Origin of the sequence: Micromonospora coriariae, assembly GCF_900091455.1 — a bacterium.
GTDB classification, from domain to species: Bacteria; Actinomycetota; Actinomycetes; order Mycobacteriales; family Micromonosporaceae; genus Micromonospora; species Micromonospora coriariae.
In genome coordinates this window covers 3,249,716-3,267,824 of the sequence record NZ_LT607412.1, presented here as the reverse complement: position 1 = coordinate 3,267,824, position 18,109 = coordinate 3,249,716, and the positions used below count along the sequence as shown (strand labels likewise).

The following is an 18,109-nucleotide window of genomic DNA, read 5'->3' as shown; positions in this document are numbered from 1 at the left end:
TCACCGCCACGACCCCCACGGGCCGTCAGGCGGCGGCGGCGCGGACGTACGCCACGCACTCGTCGTGCAACGTCGACCACTGCTCGCCGAACGCCTGCTCGGCGGCGTCCCCGAGCGCCTTGCGCCCGTGCACCACGGCCTCGAAGAAGGCGAGCAGCCGCTGCGGCCCGTACCGGTCGACGAGATGCCGGACGGCCAGGTAGCCGACGCCGTAGCTGCCACCGACACGGTCCGCGGGGGCGTCGGCGGCGGGGGTGATGCCCTCCAGCCGGCCGTCCCAACTGCTCCGGACCAGCTTGCGCACCTGGGCGAGCCCCTCGTACCGGTCGACCGGCTGGCCACCGGCGCCCGCGTACTCGGCCAGCCCCTCCACCAGCCACCAGGTCGTCTTGCCCGGATAGCCGCGCTCCGGCAGCGACGCGGCGTGGGTCAGCTCGTGCCGGAGCAGGTCGTCGGCGCCGCTGCTCGGCAGCCCGTCGGCGTTGAGCACCACCTCGTGGTGGCCGCCGCCCACCGTCACCGCGTAGCCACCGGTCCACTGTGGCCGGTCGCCGCCGTACCAGCGCTGCCACTCGCTGCGCCCGGCATAGAAGATCCGGTACCGGTCCGGCGGCGAACCGGTCACCACGTACCCGTCGGCGACCGTGGCCGCCGCCTCGGCCTGCGCGAGCAGACCGGGCAACTTGCCGCGCAGCGCCGGGGTGGTGGCCACGATGGTCCGCGCGCCGATCGCCACGGCCAGGTCACTGATCTCCCAGGGTCGGGTGCCGGTCTCCGCCGACTTGGACTCCTCCATGGCGACCAGCAGGGGCTGGGCGGCGTTCTCCCGCCAGCGGGTGCCGATCAGCACCGGGCTGGGGCGGCAGCCGGGGGCCACGAAGCAGTACTGGAAGCGCACCAGCAGCCGCCACTCGCCCGGTTTGCCGACCACCGGCGCCGGCAGGCCGCTCGGCTCGGCCCGCCAGACGGTGACCTTGAGGGCGCGCAGCGCGGCGAAGCGGCGGCGCAGATCGGTGTGCGCGGCGGGCTCGGCGACGGCGAGGAAGCCGGCCCGGTCCCCGCCGAGCAGTGCGGTGGCCTGCCGTTTGAGCTGGGCGGTCATCCGGTCGGCCAGCCCTCGGGCGACGGCGGTGGCGGGGTCGTCGGTAGCCGACGTGCCGACCCGGCCGACGACGGCCCGGTCCCCCGATTCGCGCACCACGCCGACCAGCAGCACCGTCGGCAGGCCGCAGCCCAGCAGGAGGACGAACACCACGAGCCCTGTCCACAGTGGCCAGAGCCGTCGCAGTGATGGCTGATGCACCCCGTCGGTCACCCGGCGAAGGGTACGACCTCTCGGCCGATCGGGCGAAGCCGGCACGACCCCCGACCCACCCGGCGGGCCACGGGCAGGGACGCCGCCGGGCCCCGTCCGGGCCCGGCCGGGAACGCCACTCAGGCCGGGCGGCCGGCGCGGCGGAGCACTATGGTGACGACCACCCAGACGACGACCAGGGCGAGGCCGAGCCACGGCCGCCCGAGCAGGGCGAGCATCCCGCCGCCCAGAACGAACCACCCGGCCTGGAAGGCGTACTTGGCCGGTGGGCGCAGCGGGACCCGGGCACGAGGCGAGCCGAGGACGCCCCAGAGCCCGGCGAGCAGCAGCGGCACGCCGACGGCGGCGAGCAGTCGGACGGCTGTGGGTGCGTCCAGGGACCAGCCCCACCGGACGCCGACGGCCAGGACGGCCAACTCCAGCAGGAAGACCAGGAGCAGCCCGAACGCCCGGATCACGACTGGTCCGCCTGATTGACGGTGCCGCGAGCGCGGGGCCAGGACTGGAACGCGAGATCCATCCCGGCGATGAGTTGGTGGTACGAGCGGTCCACTTCGCGGGGCAGGCCGAAGCCGCCCGCCGCCTCCAGCGACACGAACCCGTGCAGGGCACTGCGCAGCGCCCTGGTGGCGTCCACCGCGTCGTCGCCGGTGAGCCCGTACCCGCGCAGCACCGCGTAGATGGCACCGACCGCCCGCTCGCCCGCCGCGACGTGCTCCGGGTCGGCCGGGTCGGGCACCTGCTGGGTGGCCGGGTAGCGGCCGGGGTGCCGGCGGGCGTAGTCGCGGTAGGCGTCGGCCATCGCCCGGAGCGCGTCGCCGCCGGCCCTGCCGGCGGCGGCGGTGGTCAGCTCGGTGGCCAACTCGGCGGTGGCCAGGGCGGAGAGTTTCCTGGCCAGCGCGTCCGCCCCCCGGACGTGCTTGTAGAGACTGGGCAGTGCGACGCCGAGCCGACCGGCCAGCGCGGCGAGGGTGAGCCGCTGGTAGCCGACCTCGTCGGCCAGCCGGGCCGCCTCCCGCACCACGATCTGCTGGTTGAGGCCGGCCCTAGGCACCGGCGCACACCGCCAGGAACCCGAGCAGCTCGTCGGCCGTGCGCTGCGGCCGGTCGGCGTGCGGGTAGTGCCCGGACTCCTCGATCATCCGGGCCTCGGCGGTGCGGAACAGCCGGCGGGCCGCCCGCGCCTCGGCACCGGGGTCGGGGAAGTCCGGGTCCTTGGCGCCCATCAACACCAGCACCGGTTGCCGGACCTGCGGGGCGCGCGCGGTCCAGTGCGGCTCGACCGGCACGACCACCCCGCGCACCGCGGCCATCCGGCCGGGCTCGCGCAGGTTGGTCACCATCGACCGGCGGTACGCCGCGTCGTCGGCGGGCCGGTGCACCGGGAAGAGCGTCTTGTGGAACATCCCGAACAGTCGGGGGCTGCGCAGCACCGCCGCCAGCGCCACCCGCAGCGCCGGGTTGAGTTTCCGCTGACCGACGAACGCGCCGATCTGCACGATGCCGGAGACCAGCTCGGGCGCGTCGGTCGCGGCGAAGACCACCGCCGCCGCGCTGGACGAGCTGCCGACCAGCACCGCCGGCCCGGCGTCGAGGTCGCGGACCACGGCCAGCAGGTCGGCGCCGACCTCGGCCGGGGCGTACGTGGGCCAGCCGACGCTGGACTCCCCGTGCCCCCGAACGTCGACCGAGGCGACCCGGTGGCCGGCCGCGACCAGCAGCGGCACCAGGTGCCGGAAGCTCGCCCGGTTCTCGCCCATGCCGTGCGAGAGGACGACCAAGGGGCCCTCCCCGTGCACCTCGTACGCGATGTGTCCGCCGTCCCGCCGCACCCGGCTAGTTGTCATAGCCAAAAGGCTAGCCTCATTAGCCGTGACCGTCAACCTGGATACACGAACGGGCCGGCGGAAACCACAGGGGTCACCGCCGGCCCGTCGGCCGGTACGTGCGGGTTACTTCTTCGAGATCAGGGACCGGCCGAAGAAGACCAGGTTGGCCGGGCGCTCGGCGAGCCGGCGCATCAGGTAGCCGTACCACTCGTCGCCGTACGGGACGTAGGTGCGCACGGTGTAGCCCTCACCGGCCAGCCGGGCCTGCTCCTCGGGGCGGATGCCGTAGAGCATCTGGAACTCGAAGCGCTCCGGCCCTCGGTCGAACCAGCGGGCCCGGTCCTCGCCGATGGCGATCATGCGGGGGTCGTGGGTGGCCAGCATCGGGTAGCCGTCGCCGGACATCAGAATGTTCATGCAACGGACGTAGGACTTGTCGACCTCGCGGGCCGACTGGTACGCCACCGACTCCGGCTCCTTGTAGGCGCCCTTGCACAGCCGCACCCGCGACCCGGCCGAGGACAGCTCCCGGCAGTCCGACTCGGTGCGGCGCAGGTACGCCTGGAGCACCGCGCCCGTCGACGGGAAGTCCTTGCGCAGCTTCTCCAGCACCTCCAACGTCGAGTCGGTGGTGGTGTGGTCCTCCATGTCCAGGGTGACAGTGGTGCCCGCCGCGTCGGCGGCCGCGCAGATCGCCCGCGCGTTGTCGTACGCCAACTGCTCGTCGATCATCTGGCCGAGGGCGGAGAGCTTCACGCTCACCTCGGCGGCCGGGGTCAGCCCGGCGGCGCCGAGCATCTTCAGCAGCCGCAGGTACTCGTCCCGGGTGGCAGTGGCCTGCTCGGGACGGACGGTGTCCTCGCCGAGGTGGTCGAGGGTGACCGCCAGGCCGTCGTCGACGAGCCCGCGGGTCGCGCGCAACGCGTCGTCGGTGGCGGCGCCGGCGACGAACCGGCGGACGACGTCCCGGGTGAACGGGGCTGTCGCGACGAGCCGCTCGACCTGGGATGACCGGGAGGCGGCGAGGATGACGGAACGGAGCATGAGCCGAGCGTATCGCCCCTGCCAGGGCCCCCGCCGAGGGGCAGCGGTGCCGCCCAGCCGGACGTTAGGAAGGGCCCCTTGTACAACAAAATCCGATAAGAAGGGGCCCTTCCTTACCTTGCCGCCGGGGCTGCGCCGGTGGCGTCGATCGGCTACAACGATGCCGTGGACCAACGCCCCCGCCGCCGGCTCCGGTCGGCCTCCGTGCAGCTCGGCGCGCTCACCGCTCTCGCGCTCGCCCTCTCCGGCTGCAACATGACCTCGGACGACGATGATGACGACGACTGCGCCCTCGGGCCGGTCGGCGGAGGCGACACGGTCGCGCTCGCGATGCGGGTCGCCGACCCGGGCGCCGGCCGCGCCGCCCCGGAGCCGACGGCCGCGGCCCTACCCGAACGCGGCGGGTTCGGCACCCACCTCGCCGCGTGCGGCGGCTGAGGTGCGCCGCGAGCAGGTCACGCCACGACCCGACTGGGACGCCACCATCCGGGCTCAGGGGTTGGTCTACGTCGACACCGAACTGCCCGACGGCGGCGTCATGTCGTACTGGGACGAGACCGCCGCGTACGCCGTCGAGCTGGACGAGGTGCTGCGGCTGGAGGAGGCCACCGAGGAACTGCACCGGATGTCGGTGGCCGCCGCCGAGCACGTGGTGGCCCACCGCCGGTACGCCGAGTTCGGCATCCCGGCGTGGGCGGCCGACGCGGTGGCCCGGTCGCTGCGCGAGGCGCCGCCCACCCTCTACGGGCGCTTCGACCTTGCCTATGACGGCGTCTGGCCACCGAAGCTGCTGGAGTACAACGCGGACACCCCGACCGCGCTGGTCGAGGCGAGCATCATCCAGTGGTACTGGCTGGAGCAGACCCGCCCGGAGCTGGATCAGTGGAACAGCCTGCACGAGCGCCTGGTCGGCGCCTGGGCGAAGATCGGCGCCGGGCTGCACGACCCCCGGGTACACGTGCTCTGGTCGAACGAGGAGGAGTCGGGCGAGGACCACATGACGGCCGGCTACCTGGCCGAGACCGCCCGGCAGGCCGGCCTGACCGTCGAACTGCTGCCGATCCAGGAGATCGGCTGGGACGGCCGCCGCTTCGTCGACTCCGCCGACCGCCCGGTGACCACCTGCTTCAAGCTCTACCCCTGGGAGTGGATGCTGGCCGAGCCGTACGGGCCGCCCGCGCTGGCCCCGGGCACCCCGACCACCTGGATCGAGCCGGCCTGGAAGCTGCTGCTGTCCAACAAGGCGCTGCTCGCGGTCCTGTGGGAGCTGTACCCCGGCCACGAGTACCTGCTGCCGGCGTACCTCGACTCGCCGCGTGACATGCCGGAGTACGTAGCCAAGCCGTTACTGGGCCGGGAGGGCGGCTCGGTACGCATCGTCACCGCCGAGCAGGAGATCACCAACCCGGGGATCTACGGCGACGAGGGCTGGTGCTACCAGGAGTTCCGGGCGTTGCCGCAGTTCGACGGCAACCGGATGGTGTTGGGCAGTTGGATCGTCGACGGCGAATCGGCGGGGGTGGGGGTGCGGGAGAGTGCGAGTCTGATCACCGACGGCTACGCGCGGTTTCTGCCGCACTACATCGACGCGCCGCGCACCCCGTGAGTCGTCTACCGTTGGGGCTGTGAACTTCGACGCGTACGCCCGGACCGGCGTTGACCTGGTCAACGCCCGCCTGGACGACCTCGACGACCTGCGGGCCCTCTTCCCCGACGAAAACGCCTGGATGCGCGACGAGGTCGCGGAACGGGATGTAGTGATTTTCCGGCGGGCACAGAAGCGGTTGCGCGATGTCTTCGAGTACGGCACTTCGGGGCGGGACGCCCAGGCGGTGACGGAGCTGAACGCGCTGCTCGAGGCGTTCCCGGTCCAGCCGCGCATCTCCGGGCACGACTCCAGTGACTGGCACATGCACGTGACCAGCCGGGGAGCTTCGGTCAGCGCCGAATACCTGGCCGGCGCGGTCTGGGGGCTGTCGGTCTGGCTCTGCGAGTACGGCAGCGCCCGGTTCGGCGTCTGCGCCGACGAGCGGTGCGGCAACGTCTACCTGGACACGTCGTCCAACTGCTGCCGGCGGTTCTGCTCCGAGCGCTGCGCCACCCGCTCGCACGTGGCGGCGCACCGGGCCCGTAAGCGGGCCGCGGTCGGCGAGCAGGTGACTGTCGCCGCGCAGCCGACGGCGGTCGCCGACTCGCTCTCCCCGGTCAGCTGACGTCGTACCGGTCGACGCCCTGACGCCCCGTGCGGGGGTCAGGCGTCGACCGGGGACGGCGCGGTCAGGTGCTGGCGGGCGAACTCCAACGCGGCGCGCAGGTCCGCCTCGCGCACCGCGCGGCTCTTCGCGCCCCGGGTCGCCACCTCCACCGCCACCGCTCCGGTGAAGCCCCGCCCGGCCAGCGAGGAGAGCAGTTCCCCGCAGGGTTGGGTGCCGCGCCCGGGCACCAGGTGCTCGTCGCGGCCCTCGCCGGTGCCGTCGCCGAGGTGCACGTGGGCCAGCCCGGCGCCCATCCGGTCGGCCATCTCCAGGGGGTCGCTGTGCGAGGCCGCGCAGTGCGACAGATCCAGGGTGTACGAGGGGTACCCGGTGTCGGTCGGGTCCCAGCCCGGCACGTACGGGACGAACCGCCGCCCCGCCATTCGCACCGGGTACATGTTCTCCACCGCGAAGCGCAGCCCGGTGAACCGTTCCTCCACCGCGGCGAGCCCCTCGGTGAACCGGCGCGCGTAGTCACGCTGCCAGGTGAACGGTGGGTGCACCACGACTGTCGGCGCCTCCAGCGTCTCGGCCAGCTCGGCGGCCTTGCGCAGCCGCTCCCACGGGTCCGGGCTCCACACCCGCTGGGTGACGAGCAGGCAGGGCGCGTGCACCGAGAGCACCGGCACGTCGTAGTGCGTCGAGAGGCCGCGCAGCGCGCCCGCGTCCTGGCTGACCACGTCGGTCCAGACCATCACCTCGACGCCGTCGTAGCCGAGCGCCGCGGCCAGCTGGAACGCCGCCGCGGTCGGCTCGGGAAAGACCGACGAGCTGGACAGGAGCACTGGAACGCGGGAAGTCACATCAGCCAGGGTAGCCCGGCGGCGCCGACACCATCGTGACGAGCGCCGGCAAACCACCCGTTACCGCCCGCCTCGGTCACATCGGTTCAAGTTGATCGAGCCGGCGGAGGATGACCCCCTCCCGCAGCGCCCACGGGCAGATGTCCAGCGACTCCAGATCCAGACGGCGCATCACCGCCTCGGCGACCACCGCGCCGGCCAGCAACTGGTGGGCCCGGCCCGCGCTGACTCCTTCCAGCTCCATCAGTTGGGCCGGCGGGATGTGCCGGATGAAGCCGATGACCTGCCGCAACCCGGCGCGGGTCAGGCTGCGCCGCGCCCAGAGCCCGGCCCCGGACGGCGCCGCCCCGGCCAGCCGGGCCAGGGTGCGGAACGTCTTCGAGGTGCCCACCGCCCGGCCCCAGCCGATCTCGGTCATCTGGTCGACGACCTTGTCCAGCCGGCCGTCCACGTACTCCCGCAGCTTGTCGACGGCCTCCGCGGACGGCGGCGCCGCGCTCGCCGGGTCGACCTGAAGCCGCTCACGGGTCAGCCGGCCGGCGCCGAGTGGCAGCGAGACCGCGACGTCCGGGTCCTCGTCGATCCCGGCGGCGATCTCCAGCGAGCCGCCGCCGATGTCCAGCACCAGCAGCCGCCCCGCCGACCAGCCGAACCAGCGCCGCACCGCCAGGAAGGTCATCCGCGCCTCGTCCGCGCCGGAGAGCACCGCCAGCCGTACGCCGGTCTCGTCGCGGACCCGGGCCAGCACCTCGGCGGCGTTGGTGGCGTCCCGCACCGCGGAGGTGGCGAACGCGATCAGGTCGTCGGCCTCCAGCCCGGCGGACGCCGCCTTCGCCATGCCGACCGCCTTGACCAGACCGTCCGCGCCCGCGTCGGTCAGCGCTCCGTCGGGGCCGATCTGCTCGGCCAGCCGGAGGACCACCTTCTCCGAGTGCGCCGGCCACGGGTGCGCGCCGTGGTGCGCGTCCACCACCAGCAGGTGCACCGTGTTGGATCCGACGTCGAGGACACCCAGTCGCATGGTGAAGACACTAGGTGCAAGACGTTTGCGCGGCTCGCCGGCCCGCGGAGGGGACCGCGCGTACGCTGGTCCGGGTGACGATGGAGCTCCGCGTGCTGGTGGACGATCCGGGTGACCCGCGCAGCCGCGAGGTGCCGCTGGACTTTCCCCGGGAGTGGATCGAGTTCGCGGACCCCGCGGACGAGACCCACCTGATCCGGGCCGACCTGACCTGGTTGCTCTCCCGCTGGACCTGCATCTTCGGCCGGGGCTGCCACGGCATCATCGCTGGCCGGTCCGCCGACGGCTGCTGCTCGCACGGAGCGTTCTTCACCGACTCCGACGACGAGAAGCGGGTCCGCAACGCGGTCAAGCTGCTCACCCCGTCGACCTGGCAGCACTTCCGGCGCGGGTTCAAGAACTGGACCGACAACGACACCATCGACGGCAAGAACCCGGCCCGCCGGACCGCCACCCAGGGCCCCGACGGTCCGTGCGTCTTCCTCAACGACGCCGACTTCGCCGGCGGGGGTGGCTGCGCGCTGCACGCCCAGGCGCTGCGCGACGGCGTGCACCCGCTGGAATACAAGCCGGACGTCTGCTGGCAGCTGCCGATCCGACGGGACCAGGACTGGGTCAAGCGTCCGGACAACAGCAAGGTGCTGGTCTCCACCCTGTCCGAGTTCGACCGCCGAGGCTGGGGTGCCGGTGGGCACGACCTCGACTGGTGGTGCACCTCCTCGACGGACGCGCACGTCGGCGCCGAGCCGATGTACCTCTCGTACGGGCCGGAGTTGACCGCGCTGATCGGCGCGCCCGCGTACGAGCGGCTGGCCGAGCTGTGCGCGGCCCGGACGAAGCAGGGCCTGGTCGCCCCGCACCCCGCCGACGAGGTCTGACCACTTCCGCTTCCTCGCCGACGCAAGCGGATCGGCTGGTTCGTGGCGGTCGCCTTCCTGCTCCAGAACCGAGCCGTCACCGTGGACCAGCTTGCCGGGACCGACCAGGACGCGGCCGCACGGAGGCGGCCGAGCGCCTCGGCTGGCGGTCGTCGTCATCGGCGCGATACCTCTGAGGCATTAATATGCCTGTGAGGTATCACGCCGACCGGCAACCTCGCCTCGGCCCGGCCGTTGGGCTGAGGGCAGCAGTAGACAGACCTGTCCGCGCACACTGTCTCCGGCGACGACGCGGACGCCCGGCCCCCGTCGGTGCGTCGATCACGGCTCGAACTTGTAGCCCAGGCCGCGGACGGTGACGATGAAACGCGGCGCGGACGGCTCCGGCTCGATCTTGGAGCGCAGCCGCTTGACGTGCACGTCCAGCGTCTTGGTGTCACCGACGTAGTCGGCGCCCCAGACCCGGTCGATGAGCTGACCCCGGGTCAGCACCCGGCCGGCGTTGCGCAGCAGCAGCTCCAGCAGCTCGAACTCCTTGAGCGGCAGCTGCACGGCGCCACCGTCGACGGTCACCACGTGCCGCTCGATGTCCATCCGCACCGGCCCGGCGGCCAGGGTGGGGGCACCCGGGTCGGTCACCTCCGGGCTCTGCCGGCGCAGCACGGCCCGGATCCGGGCCACCAGCTCGCGGGGCGAGTACGGCTTGGTGACGTAGTCGTCGGCGCCGATCTCCAGGCCGACCACCTTGTCGATCTCGCTGTCGCGGGCGGTGACCATGATGATGGGGACGGCCGACCGCTGCCGGAGCTGGCGGCAGACCTCGGTCCCCGACATCTCCGGCAACATCAGGTCGAGCAGCACGATGTCGGCGCCGGTTCGGTCGAACTCGGTGAGGGCGTCGGTGCCGGTCGCGGCGACCGAAACCTCATAGCCCTCCTTACGGAGCATGTACGACAGGGCGTCGGAGAACGATTCCTCGTCCTCGACCACCAGAACACGGCTCAACGGGGATTTCCTTTCCATTGCTGTCAGACCTGCCGTAGCTCGGCCGGACCGGCCTCGATCCCAGCCGGCGGCAGTGTCGCCAGCAGGTCGTCCGGTGGACGGGCCGGCAGCCGGAGGGTGAACGTCGATCCACCACCAAGAGTGCTCGACACCTCCACCCGTCCGCCATGGTTGCTCGCGATGTGTTTGACGATGGCCAGGCCGAGCCCTGTGCCACCGGTGGCACGCGAGCGGGCCTGGTCGGCCCGGTAGAACCGTTCGAAGATCCGGTCCACGTCCGTCGGGGCGATACCGATGCCCTGGTCGGCAACGGCGATCTCGATGTGCTCGTCGTCGCCGTGGAGGGTGACCCGGACCGTGGTGTCCGCACCCGAGTAGTTGATGGCGTTCTCGACCAGGTTCGCCACCGCGGTGGCGAGTTGGGTGTCGCTGCCGTACGCGGTGAGGCCGCGCTCCCCGGTCACCGACACCTCGACGCCCCGGGCGGAGGCCGTGGTGCGGGTCCGGTCGACCACCTCGGCGATCACCCAGTCCAGCGCGACCGGTTCCGCTGGCGGCTGCGGTTCGGCGCCCTGCAACCGGGTCAGCTCCAGCAACTCCTGCACCAGCCGACCCAGCCGGGTCGACTCGTGCTGGATCCGTTCGGCGAACCGGCGGGCGGCGACCAGGTCCTCGGAGAGATCGGGTGCCGCGGCCTCGGCCGGCTCGGTGGCGTCGAGCAACGCCTCGGCGAGCAGCTGAAGCGCCCCGATCGGTGTCTTGAGCTCGTGGCTCACGTTGGCCACGAAGTCACGTCGCACCCGCGTCAGCCGGTGCGACTCGGTCACGTCGACCGCCTCCACGGCGGTGAAGCCGTTGCCGAGACCCATCGCCCGCAGGTGCACGCCGAGCGGGTTCTCCCCCGCGCTGTCGCGACCCCGGGGCAGGTCCAGCTCGATCTCGCGCCGCACCCCGGTGCGCCGCACCTGGCCGGCGAGGGTACGGATCAGTGGGTGCGCGGCTATCGAGCCCGGGGTGCTGCCGGTGCGCAGCAGACCCATCGCGCGGGCGGCCGGGTTGATCAGCACGGGCACGTCGTCGTTGTCCAGCACCACGACCCCGGCCCGGAGCGAGTCGATCGTCCGGCGGCCGAGCCCGGTCTGCTGCTCGTCGGCTATCGCGGGCCTCCCCCTGCTCCGGCGGGAGCCTGCGCTCCCCGTCGACGTGGAGAGCCGCTCGCGCGCCGGCAGGTACCGGGACAGCAGGAAACCGGCGGCCAACCCGGCCACCAACGCCACGGCCACCACGACCGCCACCGCCCACTCCACCCGGCGATCGTAGGGTCATTGTTAACCTGGCTACCACACAGACCGGGACGAACCACCCTCACTTTCGCAAATGTTCATCCCCGCGTCCGGCGTCGTTCACCGGGGTTCATCAAGGGTCCGCCCGCGCCACCTACCGTTGGCGGCGCACCTGCTCAACCCTGCGCCGGCACCCGTCGGCGGCGACCGACCACAGGACGTGATGATGCGCGACGAGTTCCGGGCCGATCTCCAGATCGTCAGCCAACTACTGGTGGACATGGCGGAGGGCGTCCGCGCCGCCATGCGCCAGGCCACCCGGGCCCTGCTCACCGCCGACCGGCAGGCCGCCGAGACGGTCATTGAGCGGGACGCCGAAATCGACGACCTCTACCGGCACGTCGAGGAGAGGGTCTGTGACCTGCTCGCCCGGCAGGCGCCGGTCGCCTCCGACCTGCGAGCCATGATCACCGCACTGCACGTGGCCGCCGACCTGGAGCGGATGGGCGACCTCGCCGACCACGTGGCGAAGACCGCGCTGCGCCGGCACCCCTCGCCCGCCGTGCCGGCGGAGCTACGGACGATCTTCACCGAGATGTCGGACATCGCCGACCGGATGGCGGTCAAGATCGGCTCGGTGCTCGCGAAGCCCGACGCCGACCTCGCCGGCGAGCTGGACCGCGACGACGACGCGATGGACGAGCTGCACAAGAACCTGTTCGCCATGCTGCTCGGCGACGACTGGCCGTACGGGGTGGAGACCGCCATCGACGCCACGTTGCTCGGCCGCTTCTACGAGCGCTTCGCCGACCATGCGGTCAACGCCGGTGAGCACGTGGTCTACCTGATCACCGGGGAGAGCGCCCCCACCGCCACCTGACCTGTAAGGAAGGGCCCCTTGTTATCGCTCCGCGATAACAAGGGGCCCTTCCTTACATCTCGACGTCTAGCGACCCTGGTTGGCCACCGCGGCGGCGGCCGCCTTCGCGGCGGTCGGGTCGAGGTAGGTGCCGCCCAGGGTGAGCGGGCGCAGCTGCGGGTCGAGGTCGTAGCGCAGCGGGATGCCGGTCGGGATGTTCAGCTTGGCGATCGCCTCGTCGGAGATCTGGTCGAGGTGCTTGACCAGGGCCCGCAGCGAGTTGCCGTGCGCGGCCACCAGCACGGTCCGACCAGCCAGGATGTCCGGCACGATCGAGTCGTACCAGTAGGGCAGCATCCGCTCGACGACGTCCTTGAGGCACTCGGTACGCGGCATCAGCTCGGTCGGCAGCAGCGCGTACCGCGGATCGCCCACCTGCGACCACTCGTCGTCGTCGGCGATCGGCGGCGGCGGGGTGTCGTACGACCGGCGCCAGAGCATGAACTGCTCCTCGCCGTACTCGTCGAGGGTCTGCTTCTTGTTCTTGCCCTGCAGGGCGCCGTAGTGCCGCTCGTTGAGCCGCCACGACCGGCGCACCGCGATCCAGTGCCGGTCGGCGGCGTTCAGCGCCAGCTCGGCGGTGCGGATCGCGCGGCGCATCACGCTGGTGTGCACGACGTCCGGCAGCAGGCTGTGCTCGCGCATCAGTTCGCCGCCGCGCCGCGCCTCGTCCTCGCCCTTCTCGGTCAGGTCGACGTCCACCCAGCCGGTGAAGAGGTTCTTGGCGTTCCAGTCGCTCTCGCCGTGCCGCAGCAGGACCAGCGTCCCGACGGTGGGCCCCTCGCTCGCAGTCATGCGGATCATCCTGCCTCAACCGCTTCCGGGACACGCGGGCACCCGTCGTGACGACCACCACGTGAAAAAGCTGGTGACCAGCGACTCCGCGCCCGACTAGGTTGTAAGGCGCTCAAGTCACATCGGTCATTACTTGCAAGCGGGGGCGCCACGTGCGGACGATGCGGAGCTGGTTCCGGGACACCACCGGCGGCCTGCCAACCACATTCTGGTACCTGTGGACCGGCACGCTGATCAATCGGCTCGGCTCGTTCGTCCTCGTCTTCCTCGCCATCTACCTGACCCAGGAGCGCGGTTTCTCCGCCTCCCAGGCCGGCCTGGTGCTCGGGTTGTGGGGCGTCGGCGGCGCGGTCGGCACCACCGCCGGCGGCACACTGGCCGACCGGTGGGGCCGGCGACCGACGTTGCTCACCGCGCACGTCGGCGCGGCCGCGATGATGCTCGCCCTCGGGCTGGCCAAGGACCTCTGGGCCGTGGCGTTGGGCGCGCTGCTGCTCGGCCTGTTCGCCGAGGCGGCCCGGCCCGCGTTCGGGGCCATGATGATCGACGTGGTGCCGGCGAAGGACCGGTTGCGCGCCTTCTCGCTCAACTACTGGGCGATCAACCTGGGCTTCGCCTGCGCCGCCGTCCTCGCCGGCCTCGCGGCGCAGGCCGACTACCTGCTGCTGTTCGTGGTCGACGCGGGCACCATGCTGATCACCGCGCTGATCATCTTCACCCGCGTGCCGGAGACCCGGCAGAGCGGCCGGGCGGCCGCCGCGGCGAGCGCCCCGCGCGGCGCCCTGCGGACGATCCTCGCCGACCGGGTCTACCTCGGCTTCGTGGCACTGAACCTGTTGGCCGCCCTGGTGTTCCTCCAGCACATCTCGATGCTGCCGATCGCCATGAGCGACGACGGCCTCAGCCCCGCCACCTACGGCTCGGTGATCGCGCTCAACGGCGTCCTGATCGTGATCGGCCAGCTCTTCGTGCCCCGGCTGATCCGTGGACGGAGCCGCTCGCACGTGCTCGCGCTGGCCGCCGTGGTGATGGGTGCCGGGTTCGGGCTGACCGCGTTCGCCGGCACCGTCTGGCTCTACGGGCTTACCGTCCTGATCTGGACGGTCGGCGAGATGCTGAACTCGCCGTCCAACTCCACCCTGATCGCCGAGCTCTCCCCCGCCGAGTTGCGCGGACGCTACCAGGGCGTGTTCTCCCTGTCGTGGCAGATCGCCGGGGCCTGTGCGCCGATCCTCGGCGGCCTGGTGCGCGAGCACGCCGGCAACGCCACGCTCTGGCTCGCCTGTGCCGCGATCGGCGTCGTGACCGCGGTGGCGCACCTGGTGTCCGGCCCGGCGCGGGAGCGGCGCGCCGCCACCCTGCGCCGTACCGGCGAGGCGCTGGCACCGGTCAGCGCCACCCCGCCGTCAACTGCACAGCCCGAGCCGGCGACGGCCTGACCGCGGCCTCGCCGTTGTGACGAAGCGCCCATGATCAGGTAATCGGTGGCGGGTTCCGCGCCGGTTTCCTAGCGTTCAGAGGAAACAGTTAGGAATCCGAACTGTCGGGAGGTCGGGTGCACGCCCTGCGGCGCTGGTGGCACGACACTGCCGGCGGGCTCCCCGCCACTTTCTGGTACCTCTGGGCCGGGCTGCTCATCAACCGAGCCGGCGCGTTCGCCATGCTCTTCCTGTCGCTGTACCTCACCGTCGCGCGAGGAGCCAGCGAGGCGCTGGCCGGCACGGTGGTCGGCGCGTACGGGGCCGGCGGGGCGGCCGGCGTGCTGCTCGGCGGGGTACTGGCCGACCGCTGGGGCCGTCGGGCCACCCTGCTCGCCGCGCACCTGGTCACCGCCGTCCTGATGGTGGCGCTGGCCTTCAGTCGGCCACTGCTGCTGATCGCGGTGCTCTCGGCACTGGTCGGCGTGGTGCACTCGATGCCGAGCCCGGCCTTCGTCGCGGCGATCGTGGACGTGGTGCCCGCCCAGCGCCGCTCACGCGCGTTCAACCTCCAGTTCTGGGCGTTCAACCTGGGCATGGCGGTCGCCTCGGTGCTCGCCGGGGTGCTGGCCGAAGCGAGCTTCACCGCGCTGTTCCTTGTCGACGCGGCCGCCACCCTCACCGCCGCCGCCGTGATCGCCTGGAAGGTGCCGGAAACCCTGCGGCGGAGCACGCCACAGGCCGAGCGGCCGGCGAAGAGCCGCGTCCGGACCCGGGGCCCGGGGCTGCACACCGCGCTCACCGACCGGACCTTCCTGGTCTTCGTCGGGCTCACGTTCGTGCTGGCCGTGCTCACCCTGCAGACCCAGACGATCATGCCGCTGGCCATGCGCGCGGACGGCCTGGGCCCCTCGGCGTACGGGCTGGTCGTGGCGCTCGGCGGCGCACTGATCGTGCTCGGGCAGCTGTTCGTGCCCCGGCTGATCGACCGACACCGCAAGGACGTCGTGCTGGCGGCCTCGACCGCCCTGCTCGCGGTCGGCTTCGGCGTGCTCGCGGCCGCCGACGAACTGGCCGTCTACCTGGGCGCCGCTGTGGTCTGGACGTTCGGCTCGATGCTCGCCGCCCCGCCCAACGCGCAGATCAACGCGGACCTGGCGCCGCCGCAGCTGCGCGCGCGGTACCAGTCGGTCTTCTACCTGACGTTCCCCGCCGCGGCGTTCGTCGCACCCACGCTCGGCGGGGTGAGCCTCCAGTACCTCGGCGACCGGCACTGGCTGATAGTGGGCGGGCTCGGCCTGCTGGCCGCGTTCGGGCACCTACTGGCCGGGCCGTCCCGGGAGCGCCACGTCGCCGCGCTGCGCCGGGCCGCCGACCGGGAGCCGGCACCCTCCGGGGACCCTGTGCCGGCCGCCTGACCGGCCGAACCCACCACGGGGTACGACACACGCAAAGCGCCCACCACGGCCAAAGGTCGTGGTGGGCGCCCGCCGGCGGGGCCGGCGGCGGCGGGCAACACTCACCCCCGTAAGCGTCGCCCGCTCGCGCCGCCGGTCCAAACAGGTGGGCACCGTCCCCCAACGGTTGATCCACCCGTCCCCTCGCGCCTCGCCTGGTGCGCGGATCTGATCGATCCGCCGCTCCCCCGAACGTTTCCAAGCGTGGCGCGGTGCAATAAAGTTAGTTCGCCCGGATTCTGGATTCAACCCAGACCACTGTCTCGCCGGTCACAACTGGCGGGTATCCGCAGTTCGGGCCTCGGTCTGTGGCAACAGCCGCATACCCCTCGCGCATTCCCGCAAACACCTCAACCGTCTTCCCGATCGGGTGATTCGGTCCGGAAGAAGTTGCTCTGCCGGCCGTCGCGCATCTGTTCCTGATAGATCAGGTTCAGCCTGCGCAGATCGAAGGTGTGGAACCACTCATCCCAGGTGATCTCACGGATCCGGCTGCTCTCCCGGTAACCGGGGATGTTGAAGGTCAAAACCCCCGCACGGCCCTCCCGCTCGGTACCGGCGATGGTCGCCGGCTTCGCCCCGCGCTCGCGTGCCCAGCGCTGGATCACCTCGTGGTTCGCGGTGATCAAGCTCCGTCCCGGGCGCTCCGGGCGGTCCGCGATCGACGAGATCACCTGCGAGCTGCGAACCGACCGTCCGGTGCCCCGGCCGGTCCGGATCCCGCCAGCCGCCGTACCGCCGCCGGCCGGCCGGGCCGCCGCGGCACGCTTGGCCGGTGCCGCCCGCTTCGCCGCCGACGGCCGCGCCGCGGCCTTCTTGGCCGGCGCCTTTCGCGCGGGAGCGGTCCGGGCCGTCGTCGACTTACGCGCGGCCGCCGTCTTGCGGGCGGCCGTCGACTTCGCAGCTGTCGTCTTCTTGGCCGCGGCCGTCGTCCTCTTCGCGGCCGTCGTCTTCTTGGCCGCGGCCGTCGTCCTCTTCGCGGCCGTCGTCTTCTTGGCCGCGGCCCGCTTCGCGGGGGCGCTCTTGTTCGCCGGTGCGGCCTTCGCGCGGCTCGGCGCCGCCCGGGTCGCCGCCTTCTTCGTCGCGGCGGCGCGACCCGCCGACGCCCGAGTGCCGGTGGCCCGGCCGGCCGGACCGGTGCTGCGCCGGGCCGCGCCACCGCTCTCGGCGCGCAGCGAGCGCACCAACTGTTTCACCAGGTCGGGCTTACGCAGTGCGGAGATCCCGGAGACCCCGCGTTTGCGCAACTGCCCGCGGATGTCGTCCACCCGCATCCCGGAGATCTCCGACTCGGAGATTCCGGGAGTGTTCGGCGTCTGGTTGCCGGTCTGTCGTTTCGTCCTGGTCGCAGTCCCGCCGCGACCTGAGCTGTTCCGCTGAGCCATGGGACGCTCACGCTCCTCGACACTCCGTCCTCGGCGCGCGGGGGTCCCTTGCCGCACCGCGCGGTGCGGCATACCCGTCAGGATCGCTCCGAACCACCAGCCGGCAACCCGCTTCGGCGGCTTGCGGTCGAGGTGCGACGGGCGGTCAGGCCGGGTCGGAGCCGGAGGGCTCGAAGAGGTGCGCGAAGGCGGCCAGATTGGCGGTCGACTCGCCGCGCTTGACCCGCCACTCGTACTCCCGGCGGATGGAGCTGCCGAAGCCGATCTCCAGCATGGTGTCGAAGGACTCGTCCACGTACGTGAGCACCGCACCGAGGAGCCGGTCCAACTCGTCGGCGTCGACTCCGGCCGGGTTGACCCGCCCGGTCAGGTACACGTCGCCGACCGCGTCGGTGGAGAAGGACACCCCGTACATCCGGGCGTTGCGCTGCAACAGCCAGGCCCACAGCTCCTCACGCCGCTCGTCCGGCTGGCGCATCACGAACGCCTCGATCCGCAGCGCGTGCTCACCGACGATCAGGTTGCAGACCGTCTTGAGCTTGTGGGTGCCCGGCAGGGTCACCGCGTACGAGCCCGGCCCGGTCGACTCGCAGGCCAGCTCGCGCTCGGCACAGACCGACTCGATCAGGGTCGCAAGATCGCTCTTTGGGCTCACCGGACCCACTCTACGACCGGCCGGGCCGGAGCACCGGGTGGCGACCA

The 18,109-nt window shown here is 72.2% G+C and carries 19 protein-coding genes; 7 read left to right on the top strand and 12 right to left on the bottom strand.

What is annotated here, in order from left to right; translation table 11 throughout:
* Window positions 1-25: 25 nt before the first annotated feature.
* The 5 genes from GA0070607_RS15365 to GA0070607_RS15345 all read right to left on the bottom strand — a co-directional run bounded on the left by GA0070607_RS15365 (window position 26) and on the right by GA0070607_RS15345 (window position 4,188).
* Window positions 26-1,315: a hypothetical protein gene (locus GA0070607_RS15365; RefSeq protein WP_089018829.1), complete on the bottom strand. Its 1,290-nt coding sequence runs from the start codon at window positions 1,313-1,315 to the stop codon at window positions 26-28.
* A 119-nt stretch (window positions 1,316-1,434) separates the two neighbouring features.
* Complete coding sequence (locus tag GA0070607_RS15360) at window positions 1,435-1,773, bottom strand: YrdB family protein (RefSeq protein ID WP_157743162.1); 339 nt, start codon at window positions 1,771-1,773, stop codon at window positions 1,435-1,437.
* Window positions 1,770-2,369 carry a TetR/AcrR family transcriptional regulator gene (locus GA0070607_RS15355; protein ID WP_089018827.1) on the bottom strand — a complete coding sequence of 200 codons (600 nt, stop codon included), beginning with the start codon at window positions 2,367-2,369 and terminating at the stop codon, window positions 1,770-1,772. The genes GA0070607_RS15360 and GA0070607_RS15355 overlap by 4 nt, the downstream gene beginning before the upstream one ends.
* Window positions 2,362-3,162: an alpha/beta fold hydrolase gene (locus GA0070607_RS15350; protein WP_089018826.1), complete on the bottom strand. Its 801-nt coding sequence runs from the start codon at window positions 3,160-3,162 to the stop codon at window positions 2,362-2,364. The genes GA0070607_RS15355 and GA0070607_RS15350 overlap by 8 nt, the downstream gene beginning before the upstream one ends.
* A gap of 105 nt (window positions 3,163-3,267) precedes the next feature.
* On the bottom strand, window positions 3,268-4,188 hold the full coding sequence (locus tag GA0070607_RS15345) for a proline dehydrogenase family protein (RefSeq protein WP_089018825.1): 921 nt from the start codon (window positions 4,186-4,188) through the stop codon (window positions 3,268-3,270).
* Between the two features lie 165 nt (window positions 4,189-4,353).
* Here GA0070607_RS15345 and GA0070607_RS15340 point away from each other — a divergent pair, with 165 nt between their 5' ends.
* The 3 genes from GA0070607_RS15340 to GA0070607_RS15330 are packed head-to-tail and all read left to right on the top strand — an operon-like array spanning window position 4,354 to window position 6,401.
* Window positions 4,354-4,626, top strand: coding sequence for a hypothetical protein (locus GA0070607_RS15340; RefSeq protein WP_231931055.1), 273 nt, complete (start codon window positions 4,354-4,356; stop codon window positions 4,624-4,626).
* Between the two features lies 1 nt (window position 4,627).
* Window positions 4,628-5,794, top strand: a complete 1,167-nt coding sequence (locus GA0070607_RS15335) for a glutathionylspermidine synthase family protein (protein ID WP_089018824.1) — start codon at window positions 4,628-4,630, stop codon at window positions 5,792-5,794.
* A gap of 19 nt (window positions 5,795-5,813) precedes the next feature.
* Window positions 5,814-6,401 carry a CGNR zinc finger domain-containing protein gene (locus GA0070607_RS15330; RefSeq protein WP_089018823.1) on the top strand — a complete coding sequence of 196 codons (588 nt, stop codon included), beginning with the start codon at window positions 5,814-5,816 and terminating at the stop codon, window positions 6,399-6,401.
* A gap of 38 nt (window positions 6,402-6,439) precedes the next feature.
* Here GA0070607_RS15330 and GA0070607_RS15325 read toward each other — a convergent pair whose 3' ends face one another.
* Both GA0070607_RS15325 and GA0070607_RS15320 read right to left on the bottom strand, forming a co-directional pair.
* Window positions 6,440-7,246, bottom strand: a complete 807-nt coding sequence (locus GA0070607_RS15325; protein ID WP_089018822.1) for a sugar phosphate isomerase/epimerase family protein — start codon at window positions 7,244-7,246, stop codon at window positions 6,440-6,442.
* A 76-nt stretch (window positions 7,247-7,322) separates the two neighbouring features.
* Window positions 7,323-8,267 (bottom strand): Ppx/GppA phosphatase family protein, encoded by a 945-nt coding sequence (locus GA0070607_RS15320; protein ID WP_089018821.1) that lies wholly within the window; start codon window positions 8,265-8,267, stop codon window positions 7,323-7,325.
* 80 nt (window positions 8,268-8,347) lie between these two features.
* On the opposite strand from GA0070607_RS15320, the gene GA0070607_RS15315 reads away from it, so the two are divergent.
* Window positions 8,348-9,145, top strand: a complete 798-nt coding sequence (locus tag GA0070607_RS15315) for a hypothetical protein (RefSeq protein ID WP_089018820.1) — start codon at window positions 8,348-8,350, stop codon at window positions 9,143-9,145.
* Between the two features lie 321 nt (window positions 9,146-9,466).
* Here GA0070607_RS15315 and GA0070607_RS15310 read toward each other — a convergent pair whose 3' ends face one another.
* Together GA0070607_RS15310 and GA0070607_RS15305 are read right to left on the bottom strand one after the other, a co-directional pair.
* A complete protein-coding gene (locus tag GA0070607_RS15310; protein ID WP_089018819.1) occupies window positions 9,467-10,150 on the bottom strand; it encodes a response regulator transcription factor in 684 nt (227 codons plus the stop codon).
* A gap of 23 nt (window positions 10,151-10,173) precedes the next feature.
* Window positions 10,174-11,457, bottom strand: a complete 1,284-nt coding sequence (locus GA0070607_RS15305; protein WP_089018818.1) for a sensor histidine kinase — start codon at window positions 11,455-11,457, stop codon at window positions 10,174-10,176.
* A 202-nt stretch (window positions 11,458-11,659) separates the two neighbouring features.
* Between GA0070607_RS15305 and phoU the strand changes: the two genes are divergently transcribed.
* Window positions 11,660-12,313, top strand: a complete 654-nt coding sequence (gene phoU, locus GA0070607_RS15300) for a phosphate signaling complex protein PhoU (RefSeq protein ID WP_089018817.1) — start codon at window positions 11,660-11,662, stop codon at window positions 12,311-12,313.
* Between the two features lie 66 nt (window positions 12,314-12,379).
* Here phoU and GA0070607_RS15295 read toward each other — a convergent pair whose 3' ends face one another.
* The gene (locus GA0070607_RS15295) at window positions 12,380-13,147 is read right to left on the bottom strand and encodes a phosphoglyceromutase (protein WP_089018816.1); all 768 of its coding nucleotides are present in this window, start codon (window positions 13,145-13,147) and stop codon (window positions 12,380-12,382) included.
* Window positions 13,148-13,299: 152 nt separating this feature from the next.
* Between GA0070607_RS15295 and GA0070607_RS15290 the strand changes: the two genes are divergently transcribed.
* Window positions 13,300-14,586, top strand: a complete 1,287-nt coding sequence (locus GA0070607_RS15290; RefSeq protein ID WP_089018815.1) for an MDR family MFS transporter — start codon at window positions 13,300-13,302, stop codon at window positions 14,584-14,586.
* 116 nt (window positions 14,587-14,702) lie between these two features.
* Complete coding sequence (locus GA0070607_RS15285; protein ID WP_089018814.1) at window positions 14,703-15,983, top strand: MFS transporter; 1,281 nt, start codon at window positions 14,703-14,705, stop codon at window positions 15,981-15,983.
* Between the two features lie 389 nt (window positions 15,984-16,372).
* Here the strand turns inward: GA0070607_RS15285 and GA0070607_RS33975 are convergent, their stop codons facing one another.
* Together GA0070607_RS33975 and GA0070607_RS15275 are read right to left on the bottom strand one after the other, a co-directional pair.
* Window positions 16,373-17,197, bottom strand: a complete 825-nt coding sequence (locus tag GA0070607_RS33975) for a hypothetical protein (RefSeq protein WP_408630910.1) — start codon at window positions 17,195-17,197, stop codon at window positions 16,373-16,375.
* 355 nt (window positions 17,198-17,552) lie between these two features.
* The gene (locus tag GA0070607_RS15275; RefSeq protein WP_089021871.1) at window positions 17,553-18,062 is read right to left on the bottom strand and encodes a type III secretion system chaperone family protein; all 510 of its coding nucleotides are present in this window, start codon (window positions 18,060-18,062) and stop codon (window positions 17,553-17,555) included.
* Window positions 18,063-18,109: the final 47 nt, after the last annotated feature.